23 protein-coding genes are annotated in these 24,236 nt (G+C 47.3%); 19 read left to right on the top strand and 4 right to left on the bottom strand.

Features of this window, described 5'->3' with window-relative positions:
• Window positions 1-149: 149 nt before the first annotated feature.
• Complete coding sequence (locus C7R93_RS29300; protein WP_244191691.1) at window positions 150-1,055, top strand: MraY family glycosyltransferase; 906 nt, start codon at window positions 150-152, stop codon at window positions 1,053-1,055.
• Here the strand turns inward: C7R93_RS29300 and C7R93_RS29295 are convergent.
• A complete protein-coding gene (locus C7R93_RS29295) occupies window positions 1,049-1,975 on the bottom strand; it encodes a diguanylate cyclase domain-containing protein (RefSeq protein WP_106842092.1) in 927 nt (308 codons plus the stop codon). The two genes, C7R93_RS29300 and C7R93_RS29295, sit on opposite strands and share 7 nt — an antisense overlap.
• Before the next feature lie 197 nt (window positions 1,976-2,172).
• Between C7R93_RS29295 and asd the strand changes: the two genes are divergently transcribed.
• From asd to C7R93_RS30875, 7 genes are all read left to right on the top strand, one after another.
• Window positions 2,173-3,018: an archaetidylserine decarboxylase gene (gene asd, locus C7R93_RS29290; protein ID WP_106842091.1), complete on the top strand. Its 846-nt coding sequence runs from the start codon at window positions 2,173-2,175 to the stop codon at window positions 3,016-3,018.
• A gap of 655 nt (window positions 3,019-3,673) precedes the next feature.
• A complete protein-coding gene (gene gatC / locus C7R93_RS29285) occupies window positions 3,674-3,964 on the top strand; it encodes an Asp-tRNA(Asn)/Glu-tRNA(Gln) amidotransferase subunit GatC (protein WP_007717539.1) in 291 nt (96 codons plus the stop codon).
• A 32-nt stretch (window positions 3,965-3,996) separates the two neighbouring features.
• On the top strand, window positions 3,997-5,469 hold the full coding sequence (gene gatA, locus C7R93_RS29280) for an Asp-tRNA(Asn)/Glu-tRNA(Gln) amidotransferase subunit GatA (RefSeq protein ID WP_106842090.1): 1,473 nt from the start codon (window positions 3,997-3,999) through the stop codon (window positions 5,467-5,469).
• A gap of 4 nt (window positions 5,470-5,473) precedes the next feature.
• The gene (gene gatB / locus C7R93_RS29275; protein WP_106842089.1) at window positions 5,474-6,910 is read left to right on the top strand and encodes an Asp-tRNA(Asn)/Glu-tRNA(Gln) amidotransferase subunit GatB; all 1,437 of its coding nucleotides are present in this window, start codon (window positions 5,474-5,476) and stop codon (window positions 6,908-6,910) included.
• Between the two features lie 133 nt (window positions 6,911-7,043).
• Window positions 7,044-8,654, top strand: a complete 1,611-nt coding sequence (locus tag C7R93_RS29270; protein WP_106842088.1) for a hypothetical protein — start codon at window positions 7,044-7,046, stop codon at window positions 8,652-8,654.
• 19 nt (window positions 8,655-8,673) lie between these two features.
• On the top strand, window positions 8,674-9,312 hold the full coding sequence (locus C7R93_RS29265; RefSeq protein WP_244191690.1) for a hypothetical protein: 639 nt from the start codon (window positions 8,674-8,676) through the stop codon (window positions 9,310-9,312).
• 12 nt (window positions 9,313-9,324) lie between these two features.
• Window positions 9,325-9,555 (top strand): hypothetical protein, encoded by a 231-nt coding sequence (locus C7R93_RS30875; RefSeq protein ID WP_244191689.1) that lies wholly within the window; start codon window positions 9,325-9,327, stop codon window positions 9,553-9,555.
• A gap of 54 nt (window positions 9,556-9,609) precedes the next feature.
• On the opposite strand, the gene C7R93_RS29260 is transcribed toward C7R93_RS30875, so the two are convergent.
• A complete protein-coding gene (locus tag C7R93_RS29260) occupies window positions 9,610-11,370 on the bottom strand; it encodes an RNA polymerase sigma factor (RefSeq protein WP_106842087.1) in 1,761 nt (586 codons plus the stop codon).
• A 225-nt stretch (window positions 11,371-11,595) separates the two neighbouring features.
• On the opposite strand from C7R93_RS29260, the gene C7R93_RS29255 reads away from it, so the two are divergent.
• From C7R93_RS29255 to C7R93_RS29235, 5 genes are all read left to right on the top strand, one after another.
• Complete coding sequence (locus C7R93_RS29255; RefSeq protein WP_106842086.1) at window positions 11,596-11,934, top strand: hypothetical protein; 339 nt, start codon at window positions 11,596-11,598, stop codon at window positions 11,932-11,934.
• A gap of 111 nt (window positions 11,935-12,045) precedes the next feature.
• Complete coding sequence (locus C7R93_RS29250; RefSeq protein WP_106842085.1) at window positions 12,046-12,510, top strand: hypothetical protein; 465 nt, start codon at window positions 12,046-12,048, stop codon at window positions 12,508-12,510.
• 28 nt (window positions 12,511-12,538) lie between these two features.
• The gene (locus C7R93_RS29245) at window positions 12,539-13,267 is read left to right on the top strand and encodes an ABC transporter ATP-binding protein (protein ID WP_106842084.1); all 729 of its coding nucleotides are present in this window, start codon (window positions 12,539-12,541) and stop codon (window positions 13,265-13,267) included.
• Window positions 13,267-14,448 carry an ABC transporter permease gene (locus C7R93_RS29240; protein ID WP_106842083.1) on the top strand — a complete coding sequence of 394 codons (1,182 nt, stop codon included), beginning with the start codon at window positions 13,267-13,269 and terminating at the stop codon, window positions 14,446-14,448. Before C7R93_RS29245 ends, C7R93_RS29240 begins: the two co-directional genes overlap by 1 nt.
• A gap of 65 nt (window positions 14,449-14,513) precedes the next feature.
• Window positions 14,514-15,416, top strand: a complete 903-nt coding sequence (locus C7R93_RS29235) for a DMT family transporter (RefSeq protein ID WP_106842082.1) — start codon at window positions 14,514-14,516, stop codon at window positions 15,414-15,416.
• Window positions 15,417-15,484: 68 nt separating this feature from the next.
• On the opposite strand, the gene C7R93_RS29230 is transcribed toward C7R93_RS29235, so the two are convergent.
• A complete protein-coding gene (locus C7R93_RS29230; RefSeq protein ID WP_106842101.1) occupies window positions 15,485-16,459 on the bottom strand; it encodes an ROK family glucokinase in 975 nt (324 codons plus the stop codon).
• A 142-nt stretch (window positions 16,460-16,601) separates the two neighbouring features.
• Here C7R93_RS29230 and C7R93_RS29225 point away from each other — a divergent pair, with 142 nt between their 5' ends.
• From C7R93_RS29225 to C7R93_RS30140, 3 genes are all read left to right on the top strand, one after another.
• A complete protein-coding gene (locus C7R93_RS29225; protein WP_106842100.1) occupies window positions 16,602-17,492 on the top strand; it encodes a diacylglycerol kinase in 891 nt (296 codons plus the stop codon).
• A 118-nt stretch (window positions 17,493-17,610) separates the two neighbouring features.
• Window positions 17,611-19,041: a 23S rRNA (uracil(1939)-C(5))-methyltransferase RlmD gene (gene rlmD / locus C7R93_RS29220; RefSeq protein ID WP_106842081.1), complete on the top strand. Its 1,431-nt coding sequence runs from the start codon at window positions 17,611-17,613 to the stop codon at window positions 19,039-19,041.
• Complete coding sequence (locus C7R93_RS30140) at window positions 19,038-19,199, top strand: hypothetical protein (RefSeq protein WP_158264062.1); 162 nt, start codon at window positions 19,038-19,040, stop codon at window positions 19,197-19,199. The genes rlmD and C7R93_RS30140 overlap by 4 nt, the downstream gene beginning before the upstream one ends.
• A 135-nt stretch (window positions 19,200-19,334) precedes the next feature.
• Here the strand turns inward: C7R93_RS30140 and C7R93_RS29215 are convergent, their stop codons facing one another.
• The gene (locus C7R93_RS29215) at window positions 19,335-19,658 is read right to left on the bottom strand and encodes a hypothetical protein (protein WP_106842080.1); all 324 of its coding nucleotides are present in this window, start codon (window positions 19,656-19,658) and stop codon (window positions 19,335-19,337) included.
• Between the two features lie 476 nt (window positions 19,659-20,134).
• Between C7R93_RS29215 and C7R93_RS29205 the strand changes: the two genes are divergently transcribed.
• From C7R93_RS29205 to C7R93_RS29190, 3 genes are all read left to right on the top strand, one after another.
• Entirely contained in the window at window positions 20,135-20,581 is a 447-nt protein-coding gene (locus C7R93_RS29205; protein WP_106842079.1) for a hypothetical protein, read from the top strand.
• Window positions 20,582-21,582: 1,001 nt separating this feature from the next.
• Window positions 21,583-22,152 (top strand): SF0329 family protein, encoded by a 570-nt coding sequence (locus C7R93_RS29195; protein ID WP_106842078.1) that lies wholly within the window; start codon window positions 21,583-21,585, stop codon window positions 22,150-22,152.
• An 887-nt stretch (window positions 22,153-23,039) separates the two neighbouring features.
• Window positions 23,040-24,236 (top strand): hypothetical protein, encoded by a 1,197-nt coding sequence (locus tag C7R93_RS29190; protein ID WP_106842077.1) that lies wholly within the window; start codon window positions 23,040-23,042, stop codon window positions 24,234-24,236.

Below are 24,236 nucleotides of genomic sequence, written 5' to 3'. Positions count from 1 at the left end.
CAATAAAAAAGGCTGCCTCTTTTACAGGGGCGGCTTTTTTGTTCCCATTTTGTCCACACTAAAGACAAAATGAAGGGCAAAGCAGGTGAGGGTAGCTGTTTACTTATATCGTGTCAGGACTCTCCTCGTTTTTTGTTGTGTATTTGTTGATGCCAGTAGCGAATTGGCTGGCCTGGAAAACAAAGCTGTTGGATATGCCAAAGGGGAGAAAGGGACATAGCAGACCGATCCCGTTATCTGGTGGTCTGGCGATGTTCGTCGGTCTCTTATTGGTGTCAACTTTTTTTGCAGGGGCGCAAAAAACCGTTGCAGTTTTGGCAGTTGGAGGGGCCATGCTGGTGGCCATTGGATGGGTAGACGATACGTACAAGGCGAAGAAAAAAGAATTTCCCGCAATGCCGAAGCTGATTGTGCAGCTATTGGTAGCTACGATGACATTCCTCATGGACATTCGCTTTCGTGGAATCAATTTGATGTGGTTGGGGGGAGAGGACGGGACGTATATCTCCTTTCCAATCCTTGCTTCCCTGCTGATGACCGTCCTGTGGATTGTCGGCTTGATCAATATGGTGAATTTTTTGGATGGTGTGGACGGACTAGCAGCAGGTGCTACAGTGATTTCAGCGGTGACATTGTTCTTTTTGTCCATGATCAAAGGTCAGGAATTAACGGCATTATTGGCAGTCGCACTGGCAGGTGCCGCACTTGCTTTTCTACGCTTTAATTTCTATCCGGCGAAAATTTTTATGGGTGACGCGGGATCGATGTTTTTGGGATTCGCTCTTGGCGTTATCTCGTTGGAAGGAACGATGAAAGGGGCAACGCTCATTTCGTTAGTCGTGACTGTGCTGGCAGTAGGCTTGCCCGTCATGGACACCATACAGGTCATCATCAGTCGGCTTTTAGCAGGCTCTCCCATGTACCAAGCGGATCGTCGGCACGTTCATCATCGACTCCTGTCTAGGGGGTTGTCTACGAAGCAAACCGTCATGATCCTGTATGTGGTGAGCTTGCTGTTCTCCGTCTTGGCTGTGTTTTTGTTTTACAGTCAATAATCAATGGAGTCAAAGAAAGAGAATCGATTACGCCCTGTTTTTTTGGCCTGATAAAGTGCTTTGTCTGCATTGCTCAACAGTTGTTCAGCTTCGCTTGCCGATGCCGGGTAGAGGGCAATGCCTATACTAGTGGAAAACGGTATGGCTCGATCCTCAATCATCCATGGTTCTTGCGTCGCAAGCATGATGCGGTTGGCAATTTTTTCGACCTGATGTTCGGAGTGAATGCCTGTTAGGATGATGACAAACTCATCTCCACCCAACCGTGCAACGATATCTCCATCACGAACAGATGACTTGAGGCGCGTAGCCAGCATCTGCAAAAACAGATCTCCTGTGTCATGTCCCCACGTATCGTTGATTTCCTTAAAGCGATCACAGTCCAAATAGAGGGCAGCGACCATCTCCTGTTTTGATTGGGCGGCTTTCAGAGCTTGCCGGAGCTTTTCGGAAAGAAGACGCCTGTTGGGCAATCCGGTGAGCACATCATGATACGCCATATAGGCCAGTTGTGACTCCAGGTTCGTTCGCTCAGTAACATCGCGGGTAATGGAAAATACATGCGTACATACGCCGTTACTATCGTAAACAGGAGAAAGAATGGATTCACCAATGATGTCACCATTGGCGGTAAAGTGGATCGGACTCCCGCTTTTTACTGCCTGTGTGTACATGTGCTGCAATAAGCTGGCTTTCTCATGAGGATAAACGTCTTCAAACCTTTTTCCGAATGCTTCCTCGCACAATTGGGCATTTTGCATAGCGGATGGATTCATTAAGACATAGCGGAACTGATACTCCCCGTCCGCAGCTTGTTCGACAGCCATGAGAAAGAACATGTCCGACATGTGATCGAATAGACTGGTTAGAATATCACCATGTTGACTGACGAGTGTAGTAAAATCGAGCTTCTTCACCATAACCGATATCTCCTGATAATGTGTGTTCAAAAAGTCGACTTTTCGAACAACCACTGATAGTTGGCTTGTTAGAATGATTATAGTATAGCAAGACCGTCGAAGAAAATGATGAACCGCTGGTAATAGTGCGGGGTTTACTGGCTGTTAGCAGAAGTGGTAAAGTAAGGGTATTGTTGTTTTACGAAGGAGCATTTCTTATGGGCAAAAAGCTGCTCCCAGGTCTCATCCATCGCTTGCCACAAAACGCGATGTCACGGACTATGGGTAAAATTACCGCTACTCCCTTTAGTCGATTAGCGATTCAACGATACATAAAGCATTATGAAATTGATACGTCTATCATAGAAAAGCCGGCTTCGGAATACCGTACGCTGAAGGAGTTTTTTACCCGACGCCTGAAGCCCGCAGCGAGACCGATTGCACCTGGACCAGATACGATTGTCAGCCCGGTAGATGGAACCGTATCGCAGTTAGGTGATATTTGCGAAGGTACCTTGATTCAAGCAAAGGGAAAAGCGTTCAGTGTGATTGAGCTGTTGGGCGGTTCGGAGGAAGAGGCCAAGCGTTACTACGGTGGTAAATTTATCACGATTTATTTGAGTCCAAGAGACTACCACCGGATTCATATGCCAGTAGCGGGCGATTTGAGCAGTTACTGCTATTTGCCTGGCAGACTCTATCCAGTCAACCAGCTCGGGATTGAAAACGTAGACCGTTTGTTTGCCCGCAATGAACGCTTGGTAACTCACATCAAAACAGACGACCTGGGCGATATGGCCTTGGTTAAAGTAGGGGCTTTGTTTGTAGGCAGCGTGAAGGTCTGCTACAACACAGCTACGACGAACATCAAGCACGGTCGTCAAACCCACGAGAAGATTGCTGAGACCCCTCGCTATGAAAAAGGGGCGGAGCTGGGCTGGTTCGAATTTGGATCAACCGTCATTTTGCTGTTGGAGTCCAACGAGCTCGATTGGGCAACAGGCGTTGAACAAGGGAAGCCTCTCTTGATGGGGCAGGCCTTGGCGAAAAAGAAGGCGGAATAGCAAACGATAGAAGACGCACAGTCCAGGGCAAATGCCTTGGACTTGTTTTTCTTAGTAGATGTGGCTGTGGTGAGGAGAAGAATATTTCCAGTCTAGGCTCCAGGCTCCGTCCTGCTGGGGGCTGAGACTGTCCGCTCCGAAGCGATTAACGGGGAAACGCAAAAGTGGTAGCCGCTTCGTAGTAGGGGCACGTTGCGTTTCTTTTGCCCGCCAATCGCTTCTCCGCTCGGTAGGACTCCACAAGTCGCTACGTCTGGAAATATTCTTCTCTGGCGTAACTGATTACATTCTTCCATCTTTTAAGTCTTTTAAGACCCGTTTAACACTGATCGCTTGTAGAGGAAACAGGAGAAAAAAGCGAAGATCTTTGGTACACCGACCGAGACGGAATGCAAAAAGCGAAACACGCTCTTAAGCGTCCACCTCTGAAAACACATCCTGAAAGGACTACTTTGGACGCGGTTTCGCTTTTTGCATGGAGTCNNTCCTCCCCACCACAACAGCCAGACAAAGTTTTTAATGGCGAACAATCGATCAATATTTTTTTGCCGAGAACATTATTTGTTTTCCCTGTTGAAATCCCTACGAAAATTGACTGAACCTGCTCTTTTCAAGTAAGATCAAAGTTATGTGATACGATTCGGAGGTGGAAAGAATGAGTGCCATTACTCGCAAAGAAGTAGAACACGTAGCTAATTTGGCCCGTTTGCAGCTCACTGAGGAAGAAGCGGAGCGGTACACAAAAGACCTGAATGCGATTCTTGATTTTGCTGCCAAGTTAAATGAGCTCGATACATCCAATATTGAGCCAACCAGCCATGCTACAGACGTGAAAAACGTCATGCGCGAAGACGTAAACAGACCGTCACTGCCGCGTGAGGACGTGCTGAAAAACGCACCGGATCACGAAGACGGACAGTTTAAAGTACCGGCTGTATTCGAATAACCCACTGGATAACGAGAAGGGAGGAACCCACTGTGTCGCTGTTTGACAAGCGATTGTCTGAGATACATAGCGCCCTGCGCGCAAAAGAGCTTTCGGTAACGGATCTGGTGCAGGCTTCCATCGCGAGCATCAAGGAGCATGATGGAGAAATCAAATCCGTCCTGCATGTAGATGAAGAGGGAGCCTTGGCTCATGCCCGTCAATTGGACAAGCGTCTGGTCAAAGGAAATGAGGAGCTGGGGCTTCTCTACGGCTTGCCTGCTGGACTGAAGGACAACCTAGTTACAAAAGACATCCGCACCACTTGCGCGAGCAAATTTTTGGCGAACTACGATCCTGTCCACGACGGGACTGCATCCAAAAAGGTGAAGGATGCCGATGCGGTAATTGTTGCGAAGCTGAACATGGACGAGTTTGCAATGGGCGGCTCCAACGAAAATTCCGGATTTTTCCCAGCGAAAAACCCGTGGAACACTGACTATGTGCCGGGCGGTTCTTCTGGTGGCTCGGCGGCAGCAATGGCTGCACGTCATTTTTACTTCACGCTTGGCTCTGATACAGGTGGCTCCATCCGTCAGCCTGCTGCTTTTTGTGGCGTTGTCGGCTTGAAGCCTACGTATGGACGCGTATCCCGTTTTGGGCTGGTCGCGTTCGCGTCCTCGCTGGATCAGATCGGGCCTGTAACGAAAAACGTAGAGGATTCCGCGTATGTGCTGCAAGCGATTGCGGGCCATGATGAATATGATTCTACCTCTGCCAATGTAGAAGTTCCAGATTACTTGTCTGCCTTGACTGGCGATGTAAAAGGACTGCGTATCGGGGTACCGAAAGAGTTGATCGGAGAAGGGATTGACCCTGAGGTTCGCGATGCTGTTCTGGCAGCATTGAAGCAGCTGGAGAACATGGGTGCTACATGGAGCGAGGTTTCCATGCCACACACGGAATATGCGGTGCCAGCTTACTATCTCCTTTCTTCGTCTGAAGCTTCGTCCAACTTGGCTCGTTTTGACGGCGTACGCTATGGTGTACGTGCAGACAATGCGGCAAACTTGATCGAGCTGTATAAGGAATCCCGCAGCCAAGGCTTTGGCCCAGAAGTGAAGCGCCGCATCATGCTAGGAACCTACGCGCTCTCGTCTGGTTACTACGACGCTTACTACAAAAAGGCACAGCAGGTACGTACCCTGATCATTCAGGACTTCAACAACATTTTTGCCGACTACGATGTGATCCTGCATCCGACTACGCCTTCTACGGCTTTCAAAGTAGGCGAAAACGTAGACGATCCGGTGAAAATGTACCTCGAAGATATTTGCACAGTTCCTGTAAACCTGGCGGGATTGCCAGCGATCAGCGTGCCGTGCGGATTCTCCAAAAATGGTCTGCCGATCGGTTTGCAGATCGTAGGTCGTGCATTTGACGAATCCACCGTATTGCGCGTAGCCCATGCGTATGAGCAAACAGCAGGCTTCTACGGGCGCAAACCGGAATGGGTGAGGGGGTAAGAGCATGAGCAAGTACGAAACCGTCATCGGCTTGGAGGTTCACGCCGAGCTATCGACCAACAGTAAAATCTTTTGCGGCTGCCCGACTGAATTTGGTGCACCGCCGAATACACATACATGCCCGATTTGCTTGGGACATCCAGGTGTACTGCCTGTAACGAACAAGCAAGCGGTAGAATTCGCGATGAAAGCAGCACTCGCCCTCAACTGCGAGATTTCCCGCGAGACCAAGTTCGACCGCAAGAACTACTTTTATCCAGACTCGCCAAAAGCGTACCAAATTTCGCAGTTTGACCAGCCAATCGGCTACAATGGCTGGATCGACATCGAAGTAAACGGGGAGACGAAGCGCATTGGGATCACTCGTCTGCATCTGGAAGAGGATGCGGGCAAGCTGACGCACAGTGATTTTGGCGCAGAATCCTTGATTGACTTCAACCGCGTAGGCGTGCCGCTCTTAGAGATCGTCTCCGAGCCAGACATCCGTACGCCAGAAGAAGCGCGTGCGTATTTGGAAAAGCTGAAAGCAATCATTCAATACACGGAAGTATCTGACGTCCGTATGGAACAAGGCTCCTTGCGCTGCGACGCCAACGTTTCGATCCGTCCATACGATCAAGAGGAATTCGGAACCAGAGCAGAGCTGAAAAACATGAACTCCTTCCGCAATGTACAAATGGGGCTAGAGTACGAGGTGTTGCGTCAGTCAGAGATCCTCTCTTCTGGTGGTACAGTCGTTCAGGAAACGCGCCGTTGGGATGAAGCGAACAAGAAGACGTTGACGATGCGTTCCAAAGAGGAAGCGCACGACTATCGTTACTTCCCAGACCCTGATCTGGTTCGCATGCAGATTTCCGAGGAGTGGATTGAAGCGGTTCGCGCAACCATTCCAGAGCTGCCAGATGCACGTCAGGCACGCTATGTAAACGAGTTTGGCTTGTCCAAGGATGATGCCGGAGTCATTACAATCTCCAAGGAGACGGCTGATTTCTTTGATGAGACTGTGAAAACAGGAGCAGATCCGAAGTCAGTAGCGAACTGGCTGATGGTTGACCTGTTGGCACACCTCAACGCCAACAACCTGGTGTTTGCCGATGTGAAAATGACACCAAAAGGCTTGGGTGAGATGATCAAGCTGATCGAGGATGGAACCATTTCCTCCAAAATCGCCAAAACCGTCTTCAAAGAGATGGTAGAGACCGGCAAAGAGCCGAAGCAGATCGTCGAAGAAAAAGGACTCGTCCAAATCAGCGATGAGGGCGCTCTGCGTCAAGTTGTCGTCGATGCGGTCAATTCCAACCCGCAAGCCGTGGCAGACTTCAAGTCTGGAAACGAAAAAGCAGCAGCTTTCTTCGTCGGTCAGGTCATGAAGCAAACCAAAGGTAAGGCAAACCCGGGAATGGTAAACAAGTTGATTCAGGAAGTATTGAACAGCCTGTAGGGCAAAACATACGACAGCACTTTCTCTGTAAAGGGAGAGTGCTGTTTTTTTGTGCTGTGGTCTATGCTAAATAGTGGAAAAAAAGTAAGATAGAATGCGTAGCTATCATCATAACAGATTAGGAGAAACGTTTATGACACAAAATTGGAAAAGTGCAACGGCTGCTCTTGCAGTGACAACCATGCTGCTGGGAACGGGTGCCCAGGCATTTGCTGCAAGTCCGGAGATGATCTTGAAAAATGAAGAAACTCAATCCGAAGACGAAGTAAAGCTGCCAGCTCGTGCGGTAGAGATTGTTGCTGCTCTCGAGAAGCTGGAGCCTGCTTTGAAAGCTTTGACAGTTCGGGAAGTTTTCGTTTCCGAGCAAGATGAAAATCAAGTGGTCTTGACTATGCACCATCCAGACAACATACACCAGGATGCGTATATCGTTTTTGATCGCAATAGCGGGGAAATGGTTGATTTCGAGGCTGCCACTATCATTTGGGACCAGACAGAAAAAGCAACAGATGAGGCCATTTTGAAAAAAGCCGATAAAGCCGTTGAGGAGTTGCTTGGGGCGAAGAAGCGAAGTATGACGGATGCCCCTCAATTGTCAACCATCGTGGAAGATTCGATTGAATTCCGGAATGTTTATTATCCGATTCTGTTGAACGGTCTGGAAATAGAGGGAATGCGTTTCGGCATAGATGTAGATATGGATTCCGCTGGTCATTTAATCGGTATCTCGTATCAACCACTCGATTTGAAAGGAATCCAGGTTGGTGACCCGAAAAAAGCTGTCGCAAAAGAGACAATCCAGAAGCAGATTTTTACACCTGAACGTATCCAGCATGGTTATGTATGGGAAGGCAGTGAAGGTAAGCCTGGATTAGCGTATAAGTTAAGAACATCTCCAGTATTTGATGCACTGACAGGCAAGCAGATCGTTGATGGATGGGGGGAAGAAAATGGGGAAGGCAAGCTAAATGCTGCTGATCTAAAAAATATTTCCTTGAAGCCTCAGGCAAAGCCATTCATTGAGAAAAACGCAACGGATACACAAATTTTAGAGCGCCTGTTTGGAATAGATACGAAGAAGACGTATTCGACCTATCGAAAGGAGGAGCAGGACGGCATAATCAATCATTATTGGGCGAACTATGTTGAAGTCAATTACGCTTCTGTAGTGGTAGACCAACTATCAGGAGAAATTGGCGGTTATTTGAATTGGACGCATATCCCCAATCTTCCTGCCCCACTCACAAAAGAACAGTCCTTGCAAAAGGCGATTGCCTTCCTGGAGCCATATGCCAAAACAGCCGATTGGCAGGTTGAAATGTATGAACGGGTGAAACCAGATGAGCCACTGGCTTTTGCGATGAATCCGAATCAGGATAAAACACAAGAGAAAGAGAAATCGGCAGAACAGTACGGCTTTTTATTTTTCGAGAAACAAAATGGTATACCAGTCATGGAGTATTCCTACGGAGTAGTAATTGAGCCCAAAAAGGGACAAGTCGCAGAGTTCCTAGCCTCAGTGCCTACAGAGGCTCGTAAATATCCTGTGCTCAAATCGTCTGTTACAGGCCAGCAGGTTGCTGAAATTTTCGCCAAACATGTACCGGTAAAGCTGACTTACATCTGGCCGACATCTAGTGATTATGATGCTCCCATTCTTGCCTACAAACTCGATACCAGCAAAGGCTGGCCAACTGTCGATGCCGTAAACGGATCGTTTACGTGGGACGAGATAGGGGATTAAGAAAGAAGGAGAAGTTTTAATGAAACGAAATGGAAAACGCACAGCAATCGCATTGACAATAGCAATGATGTTGCCAGGAACAAGTGGAACAGCCTTGGCTGCAAGTCCTGAAATCCATCCTAGCCACATTGCAACTGTTACAAAAAGCGAGGAAAAGCTCCCGGAGCGGGCCACTCAGATCGTAGCTGCTTTAGAAAAGCTGGAGCCTGCATTGAAAGCATTGACGAAACGAACGATTGTGAAAAGTGAGATGGATGAAAAACTGTTAAAGCTCTATCTGAGAAGTCCCGAATCCAATGACATGGGTGCCACTGTTGTCTTTGACAGCAAAACTGGAGAGCTGTTCATGTACAGCGCTAGTTTTCCTATTTGGAAGCAAGGGGAAATTGCGACAGACGAGGTTATTTTGCAACGGGCAGAAAAAGCAGTGCTTGAGTTATTGGGAGCAGACAAAAGAAAACAAATAGGCTCCCCTCAATTATCGAACGCTGTTGAAGAAGTAGACTCTGAAGTTTTGACTGATCCGTTAGCAATATACCGTATTGTTTATTATCCAAAGTTACTAAATGGGCTGGAGCTATTGGGAAATGGAACGGGCATATACGTGGCGACGGATTATGCTGGTCATATTTTGGAGGTATCCAGTACGACGGATTAAGCTGGTCATATTTTGGAGGTATCCAGTACCCCATTTAATTTTAGAGGGGTCAAGGTCCCAGATCCGAAAACGGCACTGACACCAGAAGCTGTCAAAAAGCAGTATTTCACTCCTGAGCATCTTGAATTGGGCTATGTGCTGGAAGGGAAAGATGCCAAGCCGGGCATGCAATATGCATGGATAAATCCCCCTTACATCGATGCTGTAAACGGCACACTTGAATGGGATGAATACGAGGAATAAATTCGAACGAAAAAGAACGCAGCTTTTCTGACTGCGTTCTTTTTTCTGTCCCTTTTATGTGCATGCCTGATTTGCAATGAGTCCCATCTGAATTTGTTCCAGTACCGATACGGCAGCCCGCTCATTTCGCTCAATCGCCTGCAACAACGCAATAGCCTGCTTACCCTGCTCCGCATCGTTCGGCTCGCCTCCAGCCGGGAACGGGAAAAGCTTGCTTAACCTGTCTAAGTCATCAGCAATCGCCCCGTACAAGCTAGCCGCTTCTTTCATCAGTGGGCGAACCTCATCAAACACAGAATCTGTCCACGTATCAACGATTTCGCTCCAGAAAAGAGAGGCGTAGCGACGTGCATCCCCGTTCACCACAGTCGTATACGCGTTGCCATTCGACTCAACCGTTCCCTTTTCATAGGCTTCCTGCCAAGCAGCATAGGCGGCTAGACCATTGACGCAGCTCGCGTCCTGCGGTTCTTCTCCACGATAATGAACGAGTGCAGATTGAAGGGCATTTGCGAGCATCGTACGTTGATCGATCGGAAACGCACGGTCGATGGCAAGGACAAAAAGCTCCTCGAGGATACCCCGCCCCAAGTTTTCATAGGGAATGGTACTGTCGTTTCGGCAGTTGTCTCCTGCGTAAAATACTCTTTTTTCATCATTATAGCCGTAGATCAATCCGAACTCTGGCATGAACAGGTCCCAAGCAAGCACAGGGTGCCCTTTGTCGATGGAGCGGTGAACCAGCTCCAATGCCTCTGGCAAGAGGACAGACAGCTGACGCTTCTGGCGTGCTTCCGGGCTGAGCAGCGACGGTTCTACTTGATTGGCATTCATGCTTGGTTCGCAGGAAAGATGATACGAGGTAACGGCACGAGATTCAAAGCCCATGTTTTTCAAACCCTGCTGCAAGACTCGCTGAAAGTGAAACATCGTCGGGCCCGCAATATGAATATTTTCAGGAACGATCGTCAAGCGAAAGGCATGCCCGCTCAGGCCAAGTATCATAGGCAAAGACATTTTTCGTTCGGTCGACTCTACCATTCCGTATAGTGCTGCTGCGCAAGTAACCCAAGTAGGCATAGTGAATGCTTCTGGTTTATTCAATACTGCTTGTTTCATACATCCCGCAACCTTTCTCGTCTTCATGTATTGATCAACAACGACACGAGTTTTTTCCTGAATCAGTTTTTTGCGAGAACGGGATAGCACTTGGTAGACATTAGCCTGGGACATCTGGAACATGTGGGCGATCTCATGAGGGGCCAAATGGTCAAAAAAGTGAGATTCCACAATGCGTCTCTCCCGAGGATTGAGGCAGTACAGCAGGCTCCTGATCGTCTCAAACAGTTCACGCCGCACCATGACCTCTTCGGGATTGGTGTTCTGCGCAGAGTGCGACCAAGACCGTCCCAGCCTGTGCAGAATACTATCGAGGTCCTCCCAGTCAGTCGGTTCCTGCTCTTGCGTTTGTTTGCCCAGACTCGAGAAGACAGTTTCCCTTTTTTGCGAACCCTTCGAAAGCCGTGTGTACGCCTGATTGCGCACAATCCGGTGCAGCCAAGGAAGGAAACGTCGGCTGTCCACCAACGTTCCTAGATGCAAAAAGGCGCGAATAAGGGCATCCTGAACGATGTCTTCGGCAAGAAAGGCTTCTTGTGTGTACGATCGTGCATAGCCGTATACTTTGGAGCGATGACGCCTGACCAGCTCGCTGAATGCCTCCTGATCTCCGGCTTTTGCCTGCTCTACCAAAATCTCGTCTTCTGTCTGGTCGTGTTCCTCATGAGACTTAGGCTTGATAATCAAGTGATCCATCGCAAAAACTCCTCGTGATTTGTTGATTTACTATGTAGACTTCTGGTTCACGGATTATCTGACACGGAATACAAAAAAATTTCGGAGTTTTTTTAACCGTTCTGTCTAGTGTATCAGACAAATAAAGGCAGTGGTTTTTCCAATGGCAGATGACAAAGCAATTTGTAACAATTTCCACTCTCCCCTATAATGAACGTACAGGAAGAAAAAGGAGGATGGAAGTACATGAAGCTCATTTCTGTTGCAGGAGAAAGTGTGGCACCTGGAAAAGGTGGTTCACCGTCTGATACATTTGATCGTTCCATTTCTACGTGGCAAGAAAATGGTCAAGAAAAAACAATAACCGTCACCTATGTACGTTATTTTGGCAAAGTGCTCGCTGAGCGGGGCATTTACGATCAAGAGGCAGAAGGTGTTCCTGTCAGCCATTTAGTAGCGACTCTGTTTCTGGAAAAGCATCCTGAGGCAAAAGAAACCCGTCATTATATAAATGATACGGAGGCTTTTGTCGCGTTGTTTGAAGACTTTTCCCTGACAAAGTGGAAAGAGCGTTATCCTCTGTAGGATACGAGGGTTACAGCTTTCAAAGTCAAAAGATTCTGATTCGCCAAAGACACATACGGGTAACTTTTGTGAGGGCATGCTAAGGGCAACCAATTATTGGAGGGAATTAGCATGTTTTCTATTTGGTTGCCGCTGTTGATGACGTCTTCTGCGCTTATGTTTGGCGCCATACCTTCGCATGTCTCTACGACTTCCTCAGCGGTGTGGATGGTTGCCGTGCAGGAGTTTGATGCGTTTGTGCAGGACTGGAAAAAAGGGCAGAGGCTCGCGAACCTGCGTCACCCGCTTTTTGACCTCACGGGAGTGTCAGCGGTATCTGGAATGATGGAGATCATCCGTTTTTCGGGAGAGGCCCATGGGCAAGCGGGAGAAATCACCCTTTCGTTTTATACACTGGAAGGCGACAAGGTCTTTTCGCCCCCAGGCTCCGTGTCTGTCGCGCGAGTCGATGAGAAGCGCCGGGAATTTCATGTCACTGGCGCCATTCCGCGGGTTTTACGCGGGCAGACGGGTGTTGTACAAGTGACGTTTACGGGAGAAAAGCGGGCGTCGTACTTGCTGAAGGTACGATTCTAGTAAAAATACGGGAGAGGAGGGGCTGCTGTTGATTGAGGTCAAGGATGTCAGCAAGCGGTTCAAGGAGATCGCAGCGGTCCAGCATGTATCGTTTCGCGTGGAAGCAGGTGAGGTTTACGGACTTCTCGGGGAAAACGGTGCGGGTAAAACAACGACGATGCGCATGATGGCGACGGTTTTGACCCCAACCGAGGGAGACATCGAGATTAGTGGGTTTTCCGTTCGACAGCAACCACTTGAAGTGCGCCGCAGAATCGGCATTTTGTTCGGGGGAGACGTGGGTCTTTATAGCCGTTTGACAGCGAGGGAAAATATCGCGTACTTCGGTCGTCTATACGGAATGGATCAAGTGACACTGGAGGAGCGGATAGATAGTCTGAGCCGGATGCTTGAGATGGATGATTTTATCGACAGGCGAGTCGGGGCCTTTTCGCGAGGAATGAAGCAAAAGGTAGCAATTGCCCGGACGCTCGTACACGATCCGGATGTCATTTTGCTGGATGAACCGACGACAGGACTGGATGTAACGGCTGCCACAATCTTTCGAAGAATGGTCAGAAGGCTGCAAGAAGAGGGGAAGACGATCCTGTTTTCCAGTCACAACATGGGCGAGATTAACAAGCTGTGCAAAAGGGTTGCGCTCATGCACAAGGGTAAGCTGCGGTTCGCTGGAGGATTGGATGCTTTGCGCGAGCAGTTTGGGACAGAGGATCTGGACGACATTTTCATGGCTGTCGTGGAAGGGAGCGAAGGCTGATGGGCTCGCATGTCGTTTGGACCGTACTGAAAAAAGAACTGATGGACTTGTTTCGCGATCGTAAGGCTTTGATGGGGACGTTGCTAATCCCCGTGATCGTCATTCCGTTCGTTTTCTTTTTGCTCGGAACATCCTATAGCAATGTGGAAAAAGAAGCGAGGATGTACATCCCGTTAGCCGTTCAAGGATCATCCTCATTGATACCTGTTTTGCAAAAAAATCCTGCCGTTCAAATCCTGGAGCCGTCCAATCCGGAGCAAGCCCTGCAAGCAGGTCAACTGCGCGCCATTTTGACGATTCCTGCTGGCTTCGATGAAGAGATTGCGGCGGGCAAAACGGGTCAGCTATCGGTTGCCTATGACTCCACCAATCAAAAATCAGTCTATGCCCGTACGTTGATCGAGCAGACAGTAGTGGCCTATAGCAAAGAAGTCGTAGCGAAAAGGTTGACCCAAGCGGGCCTGTCCGAGCAGACGATTCAACCGATTGTCTCGACCTTTCAAAATGCAGCCTCTGAAGAAAGGAAGTCGGGAGGGATGCTGGCTGGCATCATTCCGTTGATGTTGGTAGTCTCACTTGCATCAGCGGGAATGGCCGCAGCGAATGATCTTGTCGCCGGTGAGAGAGAGCGGGGAACGCTCGAATCTCTGTTGACGGCGCCAATTGCGGCCCAGCACATCCTCACGGCAAAGCTGTTGGCTGTCATGACTATGAGCACCATGGGGGCAGTAGCGTCGTTGATTTCTGTCACGCTGGCCATGCGTCTGGGACCAATGAGGACGGAAGGAGATCATTTTACACTCGCCTTCTTCTCACCTGTCACTTTGTTAGTGCTCATCGTGACTATTTTGTTGTTGGCGGCGCTTTTTGCAGGGTTGGAGCTTGTTTTGAGTACGATTGCCAAGTCTTTTAAAGAGGGGCAGACGTATATGAGTGCCGTCATATTTTTGGCGATGGTTCCATCGTATATGCTGATGCCAGTCAGTCCGGTGGACATCCCCGCGTATTACTACGTGATGCCTGTGTTCAATGGTGTCGCTCTGTCCAAGGAAGTGTTTTACGGCAAGGTCGACCCGATGCATGCGCTCCTGGGGATTGGCTCCTTGCTTGTCTATGTGGTCTTCACTATTTTTCTCGCGTCGCGCATATTCCGCAGAGAAGGGGCTGGGTTGAAGCACTGACCGTAAAAATCTCAGACCTGTCCCGTCACTAGTCGTTGTCATCTCGAGAAAGCTGGTGAAATGTTGTGAATCCGCTGTATGTCGGTGTGTTGTATATTTTTGGATCGGCTGCTGGCTTTGGCGTCATGTCTATTTTTGCTGTGTACGCCTACGAAGCGGGTGTGTCTGTTTCGACGCTCTTGTTTTTGCGGTTTTTATTGGCTACTGCCCTGTTTTTCGGTTTGCTGCTCTGGCGCAAGGAGCCGCTTCGCTTGGAGAAAAGACAGGTGCTTGCCATGTTTTGTCTCGGGGGGATTTTGTACACGCTGCAATCCCTTAGCTTTTTCTCTGCGGTAAAGTACATCCCGACCTCAATGGCGGCCTTGCTGCTGTACACATTTCCGGTGTTTGTTGCCATACTGAGCTACTTCGTCGAGAAGGAGCGGTTGACGAGAAAGACTGTCATCGCCATGCTGATTACACTCGTCGGTCTTGGACTGGTACTCGGCTTGTCATTTGGTGGGATTCATCCGGTTGGCGTGCTGTTGGCTCTCGCTGCGGCGTTGTTTTATTCCGTGTATATTGTGGTGGGAAATCGAGTGGTAAAAGGCGTCTCTTCCTATGTAACGTCTGCGTACATCGCCCTGTTTGCTGCTATTTCTACCTTTTTCATTGCGTTAAAAGACGGAGGTGTCGATCTGTCTTTTGCCGTACAAGGGTGGTGGGCACTGCTCGGGATCGTTGTTTTTTCTACGGTGGTCGCCATCAGTTTTTTCTTCCGCGGCTTGCAACTGATCGGGTCAACGAAAGCATCGGTGCTCAGCACGCTGGAGCCTGTTGTCACGTTTGGGTTTTCGGCGTTGTTGTTTGGCGAAGCCTTTAGCCTGCTCCAGCTATTGGGGGGATGCGCCGTGCTCGTCGGTGCTGCGCTGATTGTTTCGGGGAAAGGCAGCGAGCCAGAGTTAGCACCCAGGCAGGCTTCTTCATAAGGTTATACAAAAAGACGCTCTTGCTGTGAGGATTCACGTGCAGGAGCGTCTATTATTTTGTTGTCCGATCAGGATTCGTTCATCTGGGAACGGATTAACCAGCCTGCACCATACACACCCGCATCATTGCCGAGCTCGGCAGGAACGATCTCTGTGGACTCGACGACGTAAGTGAACGGAACAAAGCGTTTGAATGATTCGCGGATTCGGGAAAAGAGGAAGTCACCTGCTGCGGCTACGCCTCCGCCGATCATAAACTTCGCGGGATTGAGCACATTCGCCAAGTGGGAGAGAGCGAGGCCGAGATAGAGTGCCACTTGATCGATAATCGCGAGAGCTGCTGCGTCTCCTGCTACGGCTGCCTCGAGGACATCCTTGGCGGCAATGTTTCCTTTGGTTGCGAGTACAGCGGCAAGCACCGGGCTTGATCCGTTTGAAGCTGCGAATCGTCCTTCACGAATGATGGCAGTCGCAGATGTATATGTTTCGAGACAACCTGTTTTTCCGCAATTGCAGGGGGCACCGCTATCCGGGGTCATGGTGATGTGCCCGATTTCGCCGCCGACACCATTAATGCCATGGATAACCTTGCCATTCAAAATGACGCCTCCGCCTACCCCTGTGCCGAGTGTGATGAGCACGAGGTCTTGCGCGCCTTGGCCTGCCCCTTGCCACATTTCCCCGAGGGCAGCGACATTGGCATCGTTGTCGACCGCGACAGGCAGACCTGTAAGGGCTTCCAATTTTTCTTTCAATAAGACGGGTTGGCGCCAGTGAAGATTCACCGCTTGGAAGACGATTCCCTTTCCGCCATCGACGGGACCGGGTACACCTACACCGATTCCGCAGACTTGCGAAAGAGAATAGTCATGCTGCCGAAGAAGATTATGAGACATGTCTACGATTTTTTGCAAAATGCCATCCTCGCCGCCCGCAACAGGCGTCGGTTCTTGCATTTTTGTAACCAGCTCGCCGTCTGGTGTAATCAAAGCCATCTTGATTGCAGTGCCACCCACATCTACTCCCACGATGATCTTCTTCACAAGCGTCTCCCCTATCTCCTTGTTTTCCATCTTTTTCTATCTTATCACGCTATATGGAGCATAGCGATTCCCAAAAATGGCTATACAGGATATGATGGAAGAGAGTACCCCCGTGAGCGAGGGAAGGAAGAAGGGATCTGCCTTGAAACGAGCCAGATTAATCTACAATCCAAGCTCCGGCCGGGAGATCGTGCGTCGGCGATTGCCGGAAATCCTCGATTTAATGGAGTCGGCCGGATATGAAACTTCATGCTATGCGACCAAAGGGGAAGATGATGCGACAGAAGAAGCTGCTCGTGCAGTAGCTCGCGGTTTTGACGTCATCCTGGCCGCTGGTGGAGATGGAACCATATATGAAGTAGTCAATGGGATGGCTGAGCATAAAGCACGTCCATCTCTTGGAATAATCCCCTGCGGAACGAGCAATGATTTTGCCCGGGCGGTCGGTATACCGAAATCGATCAATCGTGCAACGGAGATTGTCACCAAGGGCAAGAAGAAACGCATTGACCTGGGGCGCATCAACAACCGCTATTTTATGAATATCGCGGGTGGCGGCTCGCTGACGAATTTGACCTACGAGGTTCCGAGCAAGCTGAAAACGCTAATGGGCCAAATGGCGTATTACGTCAAAGGATTGGAAAAGCTGCCGTCGCTGCACCCGATTCGTGTTCGTCTGGAGAGCCGCAAAGAGGTGCTGCTGGATGAAGAAATCATGGTATTTCTCATCGCCAATAGCCGCTCGGTAGGCGGCTTTGACAACATCGCTCCGGAAGCCGATTTGTCAGACGGCAAGCTGGATGTCATCGTCGTGAAAAAGTTGAATATAGCGGAGTTTATTCGTTTGGCGACACAGGCTGTTCGCGGTGAGCACCTAAAGGACCCCAACATCTTGTATTTCCAGGCAGATTACATCAAAGCTACTTCGCCTGGCGGAGAGACTGTTCAGCTCAATCTGGACGGTGAGCTGGGTGGACAGCTGCCTTGCGTGGTGGAAGCGTTGCCGGGGCATATCGAGTTGTTCGTCCCGTAAGAAGATAGTAAAATGAATAGCAATAGCCGTGGGGATGCCGCTTTGCGCTGTGCATCCCTGCATGCTTCCATGAGCGAAAACGAAAACTTATAGAGCAAGATAAAAGGAGCAATAGATAGTGGCGAAGACAACAAAGAAGCGGCGCGGTCCGCACCCGACAGCCAAAGTAGAGCTGGACGTCCCTGTACGTGTCGGACAAACCGTGGAAGTGGAGATAACCGGACTGAACCACGAAGGAGCAGGAGTCGGCCGGATTGAAGGATATACGCTGTTCGTCGATGGCGCACTTGCAGGAGAGCGGGTTCATGCGCGCGTCGACCATGTGAAGAAAAACTTCGGCTTTGCCAAGCTGACGGAAGTAGTAGAAGCGAGTACCCATCGCTACCTGCCGCCCTGTCCGCTGTACGATCGTTGCGGAGGCTGTTCGTTGCAGCATCTCGCTTACGAGGAGCAGCTACGGCACAAGCAGCAAATCGTGCGGGACAACCTGCGGCGCATTGGCGGTTTCCAGGTCGAAGGGGAAGGGGCCATTACCGTTCATCCGACACTCGGCATGAGTGATCCATGGCGGTATCGCAATAAGGCGCAGGTACCAATTGGCGAGGAAAACGGGGCGTTGGTCGGCGGCTTTTACGCGGAGAAATCCCACTCGATCATCGACATGAACGAATGCCTCATCCAGCATCAGGCGAATGATGAAGCAGTGGCAGCGGTGAAGCAGGCGGCGACCAAGCTGAATATAAAGGCATATGACGAGGTGCGCAGTACCGGATTACTCCGCCATGTGGTAGTCAAGGTAGGGGTAAAGACGGGGGAAGTCATGGTCGTGCTCGTAACGACAGAGGAGCAGATTCCGCAGCGCGATCAGCTGGTGGAAGCGATTCGTGCACAAGTCGCTGGCGTGACGAGTATCGTGCAGAACATCAACTCGGACAAGACCAACGTTATTTTTGGCAAAAAGACCGTGACGCTCTGGGGCAGCGATGTGATTTACGATTATATTGGTCCGATCAAGTTTGCCATTTCGGCGCGTTCGTTTTATCAGGTGAATCCTGCGCAGACTGAGGTGCTGTACAACAAGACGTTGGAGTACGCGGGTGCGACTGGGACGGAGACGGTGATTGATGCGTACTGCGGTATCGGGACGATTTCGCTCTTTTTGGCGCAGAAGTCCAAGCATGTGTATGGGGTAGAGATTGTGCCGGAAGCAATTGAGGATGCGAATCGGAATGCGCAGTTGAATGGCGTGGAGAATGCGACGTTTGAGGCAGGGCCTGCGGAGGTTGTCATTCCTGCTTGGAAAGAGAAAGGTATCCGGGCGGATGTGATTGTCGTTGACCCTCCGCGCAAAGGCTGTGATGAGGCGTTGTTGACGACGATTTTGGAGATGCAGCCGGAAAGAGTGGTTTATGTTTCGTGTAATCCTTCTACGTTGGCGAGGGATTTGAAGGTGCTTGCTGAGAGTTACGCGGTGAAGGAAGTGCAGCCGGTGGATATGTTTCCGCATACGGGGCATGTGGAGACAGTTGTGAGACTTGACCTGATTTGAGTGTCGAAACACAAAATTTGTCAGCTAATGAGGTTGTAGAGAGTAGCAAAGTCACTAATGTTGAAGTAACGTCGCAAACTGAAGAGAATAATGATGAAGTAACCGTACAAACAGAAGAGATGGTTCTTGATGAAAACCACTACGAAGATTTAACGTGAAGCACATGCTAAAGAAGTCTATTTTAAGAGAAAAGCAGAAATCGATGAGTTCTTCGAGTCTCGTTAACAGCATTGATGAGTATCTCTTGAAAACGCCTAGTTCTTAGAACTAGGCGTTTTACAAATTAAATAAGATTAAAAATCGTCAAGTTCAGCCCATTCAAAATCATCATCTGTTAGCTGTCCTTTAAAATTCATCTCTTGCACGAAATTGTCAACAGTATTTTTTAATGCTTCTTCGATACTTTTACCTGTTCCCAAACCAAGTGGTTCATTATCAAGTCTCTTTACTCCAATATTTGTAATACCATAGAAATCTCCATCTTGTTCCTCAAATATTTTCACTTTGAACCTACCAGATGGAGTTCGTCCGGATCGGGTTTCGTTAATACGGAATTCTGCCACGCATTTGTCAATATCTATTACTCCATTAATCTTAATATTCTTCCAGTTGGTCATTACTACTATCTCCCTGTTGAGTTCATTTGGTACGAAATAATTGTACCAGTTAACATATTAATTGTATCGTAACCTGTTGAAATCATTAGTGCTTTCCTATCAGACTAAATGCTATGAGAGGGAAGAAGATAGTGTTAAACCCATGGGCGATGGTACCGATTTTAGCATCACAGGCAAAAGATCATGGGCTGACGGTACTCGCAATACTGTTAATTTGTCAGCCTATACGGAGGGAGAAGGAAGGGATCTCACAAAAGTAAGAGTTTACTCATACTTCTATATCAATGGCGATTTAAAGCATCAAGACTACGATAACGATCCTTCTTATGCTTCTGTCGAGTACGAAAAGAAGGTTACAAATTTAATTGACACCGAAATTAGATCATCCCACTACGCTTACAATAGTTTTGGAGACAAAATTGAACGAGTTTCCGAAGCTTATTGGCCTGAATAAAACCCGAAGGAGGTAGAGTAGTATGAAAAAACGAAATGTAATTCTTTCTGGTCTTGTATTAGCTGGTGGCAGTCTATATGCGAGTGAAGATACTAAGTCGTATGTAAAAGGTAATCACCTAAAGGCACTGGAAGCAGTAGGAATTGAAGCGAAAGCTAAAGATCTGAGAGTAATGAAAACCATTACCGATGACAACGGTAAGAAATGGGTGTTCAATGAGTTTACAAAAAGTACAAAGCTTATAGAAGCAATGGAAGAAAAATATGAAGAGGATGTAGCTGGTGCGTTTATTAGCGTACAGGACGAAATTATGCAAGCGCACGCTAAACCCAGCGATTCCATTCCGACTATTGTTTTGGATGAAGCATTAAAAGAAGGCTATTTCGCATTTAGCAGGAAGGATGGGGAAACCTTGTCTTTCAAAATCAAGTATGATAATGGATCGTGGGAATACGAGTTGGAAAAATAATTTCGAATTTGATTCAGTATGAACGTTGTACTACATGGAGCGAAGGAAAAGGGGACTCTAAAATTGAACGCATAACGTAAAAAAGCCCTTCTCGGGGGGGCTGTCAAGAATTTTGTGTAAACTCAATCAACCGATATATGAAAAGGTTTCATCCCCCTAATTGGGATAACTTTTTCGGAGCCAACAGAGTCAAGGGCGTAAGGTGAAGCGAACCCTTGACGCGTTGGTGTAGAAAAAGACAATCCCTTCGGGGATGGAGCCTTTCTTTTATTGGTTAAGGGGTGTGTGGTCATACGCGATTCTCAAAGAAAACAGATAGCTGCATGAGAATCTGTCCCCAATTGTGGACTCGTCCCGTCCGTTTACGTAGGACATCACAAGATACATGTTGTAAACGAGTTACTCGAAATTCATTTAGAATTAGGTAATATTGATGCTATCGAAGAAGTGCTGATGAATGAGACAGCAATCTTACCTACCACTCCTCAGACACCTTATAAACACCGCTCGATATGTGGGTAATTTTGGAGAATGGTGGAGGGTTCCCAGATGAAAAAGGTAATGGCTTTGATGGTATTATCGTTGTCATTGACTGTGTGTATTAATTTGTTACCTACTGATGTGACCTACGTTAATATGCCGCATATATTTGAAGTAAAACAGAACGTAGCTGACCCCGGACATTGATTATGTGACAAATTCTTATAATCGAGAATTGGATTTCTTTTGTACCTTGATGAAAATGATCAGGGTGCTTTTTATTTTGACTTTATGCGAGTCCAGACTTGATAAGCTCGAGATGATGGCTCTGTTGAATCATATTACACTTAGTGAATACTGCTTTATGCCCCTACGAACTAATGCCGTCTCCAAAACTATTAAAGGATGGTATTTGCTTTAAATGGAGTATACTGTATCAATGAGAAAAAGGTATTTTAACAAAGCCATAGGCCTAACTGCCGCAAATACTGGTAGAAGGCCTTGAGAACATAGGAGGATACATGTCCTGGAGCAAATTGAAGAAGCAACTGGAGAGCTTTCTCTGTCCTGCGTTAGATGGAAGGGTCGAATATAGTGCAACCGGTTACCGTTATTTACCTGATAAATCAGGAATTTGTTATATTGCCGTAGATAAAAAGAACGTACTTAATATGAGTGATATGACTAGTTCAATCAGATGGTATCAGACGGAGCAGGAAATTAAGAATGATTCAGATATCCAAATTCCTATCAGCGATGAAGAAATTGAAGCGGTCAGAAAAGATACCAAGGGGATCGTTCCGGAGGATCGTCTAAAAGTAATTGCAAGAAATAGAAAAATATCGGAATATGCAAAGGAGCTTTTGTCAGCGCAGACCTCATTAAGTAAATCAAATTTTATCGTTGTGGCTAATACGTTTTTATCTAGTTCTATAGAGGAAAGCATAGAGAGTAATGATATCTTGTTGAATATTCTAGCTTTGGTGGACAGAAGGGTTGGAAAAAAGCGAATTTTAAACATGGCCGAGAAGATGAAGTTAAAGCATCCAATTGTGCAGTATTTTTATGAATTACGGCTTAGTACATTGTGACAATCAATATACCTGAAGGATTACTCCATAGCAAAATAGATGAGGATGATAACTTAAAAAGAAGGCTAGAAAACGCTTCTTACCTCTATACTGATGAAAAATAATGATGTAGTGACTAGACCTCAGAAAAAATTCTGAGGTTTTTTATTTATATGGGGTGGGTGACGAATGAAATGATTTGTTTTTCTTAATCGGATATAACCCTCGTTTGCTCACCTCGTAACAAAGGTTAAACATCCCCAGTTACCATAATTTTTAATCCTAATTTACCTACCTTCGTTTTCTCCCGTTTTTCCCAAAAATAAAAAAATGATGTTTCTTCGCAACAAACCTTGAAGTTAAAGCGATATTGAGGGTGTGAGGGGTAAACAGAAAACATTCGAAATAGTTCTCGCGACTAATCTTAGTTATAGACCGACTATGAAGAGTGTAAGGACAATTGGATGTGCACACCAATCTAGTTCTTGTAACACCGCAAAGTAAACACAAATTTTGAAGTGCAGGGGGAGAAAGTTTATGCTTGATACCGTGACTTAAAGCCGAAAATATTGTAGTTAATCCACTTCTTTCATTCTAAAAAAGGATCAAATTGCATTATTTTCAAAAAAATCAAAATATTATTGACAGTCAGAAAATTACAAGCTATCATTACCAGTATGTACCATACATTCGCGAATATGGTATAAATAACAATTTATCGGAGGCATTATTATGAAAAAAATTACTGTGCAAAAAACCGAGCCTGTAAAATTGACTTCAGTAGCTAACACAATGTACGACTGCACTTGCCAGCAGGCATAAAGATTTGTCAGTAACATGGAAAAGTGGGGCATTTGCCCCTCTTTTTCAATTATGAAGATAGCATGACAACATCCGGGAGGAAAGTCATGAACGAAAATCGCGTGATCCAATTACACCCGTTAACATTTCTGGAGGATAAGCAAGGAGTCCTGATTGGGCGGTTTGGGACGGATACGTTTGCTGTTTTTCCTGAGGATGGAGCAGCACTTGTACGAAAACTGCAAGAGGGCATGGGGGTTGCCGAAGCGCATTCCTGGTATCAAGATACCTATCACGATGAAGTGGACATGGACGATTTTTTGCAGACATTGCGTGACCTCACATTTATTTGTGATGTTGAGGAAAAGGAAACGAAAGCGCAGAAAGTATCGGGGCAATGGTTGGGCAAGCTAGCTTTTTCTCCACTTGGTTGGCTGATTTATGGTGCCATCATAACCTGTGCCTTATTTTTGTTATACCAATATCCACAGATTCGTCCGGGTCGACAAAGCATCTTATTTTCCGAATACGCCATGGTGATTTTTCTTGGCATGACGATCGGACAGATTCCAGGGATCTTGTTTCATGAATGGATGCACATGCTTGCCGGACGAAGACTGGGTATCCCGTCAGAACTAAGTATAGGCAGAAGAATGTACTTTTTGGTCTTCACTTCTTCCATGCCAGGTATTTGGGGATTCCCAAAACGAAAGCGTGTTCTTCCATTTTTAGTTGGAATGTTCGGTGATATTTTGTGGTATTCCTTATTGGTGATCGTTGCTGGTGCAATTTGGATAAATACAGGTGAGAAGACAATCATAGCTGCATATTGTATGGGACTAGCATTTACAACACTGTTGCGTTTCTTCTGGCAATTTTATTTTCATCTTCAAACAGATATCTATTATTTAATGATTACGATGTTGGGGTGTGTAAATCTTCAGGAGGCTACACGTTCCTATTTGAAAAATAGATGGTATGGACTAATTGGAAAAAAGAACAAGATGGTTGATATGTCCAAGTATACGGAACGGGATCATCAGGTAGCGAGATGGTACAGCTTTTTTTACGCAACTGGCTGGATGATGATGACAGGAATGATACTCTATATGATTCCGGTCGCTATTCAACTTTTAACGAATATTTTTCTCTCCATATTTACAGGAGAAGACATGAAATTCTGGGATTCCGTTGTTTTCTTGTCTGTAACGGGAGTCCAGTATGGAATTGTATTTTATCTATACCTAAAAGAGCGTAGAAACAAAAGGGAAATTCGGAATTTATCAATGGAACAGAGGGGATGA

This window comes from Brevibacillus fortis, assembly GCF_003013395.1.
Taxonomy (GTDB): domain Bacteria; phylum Bacillota; class Bacilli; order Brevibacillales; family Brevibacillaceae; genus Brevibacillus; species Brevibacillus fortis.
The sequence above is the reverse complement of the archived record's forward strand: the minus strand, read 5'-3'. Positions and strand labels throughout refer to the sequence as shown.

Coding starts and splice junctions, on each gene's coding strand:
- gatC (WP_007717539.1), top strand. CDS start 3,674: ATGAGTGCCATTACTCGCAAAGAAGTAGAACACGTAGCTAATTTGGCC.
- asd (WP_106842091.1), top strand. CDS start 2,173: ATGGGCAAAAAGCTGCTCCCAGGTCTCATCCATCGCTTGCCACAAAAC.
- C7R93_RS29190 (WP_106842077.1), top strand. CDS start 23,040: ATGAACGAAAATCGCGTGATCCAATTACACCCGTTAACATTTCTGGAG.
- C7R93_RS29250 (WP_106842085.1), top strand. CDS start 12,046: ATGTTTTCTATTTGGTTGCCGCTGTTGATGACGTCTTCTGCGCTTATG.
- C7R93_RS29295 (WP_106842092.1), bottom strand. CDS start 1,975: ATGGTGAAGAAGCTCGATTTTACTACACTCGTCAGTCAACATGGTGAT.
- C7R93_RS29215 (WP_106842080.1), bottom strand. CDS start 19,658: ATGACCAACTGGAAGAATATTAAGATTAATGGAGTAATAGATATTGAC.
- gatB (WP_106842089.1), top strand. CDS start 5,474: ATGAGCAAGTACGAAACCGTCATCGGCTTGGAGGTTCACGCCGAGCTA.
- C7R93_RS29240 (WP_106842083.1), top strand. CDS start 13,267: ATGGGCTCGCATGTCGTTTGGACCGTACTGAAAAAAGAACTGATGGAC.
- C7R93_RS29195 (WP_106842078.1), top strand. CDS start 21,583: ATGTCCTGGAGCAAATTGAAGAAGCAACTGGAGAGCTTTCTCTGTCCT.
- C7R93_RS29205 (WP_106842079.1), top strand. CDS start 20,135: ATGAAAAAACGAAATGTAATTCTTTCTGGTCTTGTATTAGCTGGTGGC.
- C7R93_RS29300 (WP_244191691.1), top strand. CDS start 150: ATGCCAGTAGCGAATTGGCTGGCCTGGAAAACAAAGCTGTTGGATATG.
- C7R93_RS29265 (WP_244191690.1), top strand. CDS start 8,674: ATGAAACGAAATGGAAAACGCACAGCAATCGCATTGACAATAGCAATG.
- C7R93_RS29260 (WP_106842087.1), bottom strand. CDS start 11,370: ATGGATCACTTGATTATCAAGCCTAAGTCTCATGAGGAACACGACCAG.
- C7R93_RS29270 (WP_106842088.1), top strand. CDS start 7,044: ATGACACAAAATTGGAAAAGTGCAACGGCTGCTCTTGCAGTGACAACC.
- C7R93_RS29255 (WP_106842086.1), top strand. CDS start 11,596: ATGAAGCTCATTTCTGTTGCAGGAGAAAGTGTGGCACCTGGAAAAGGT.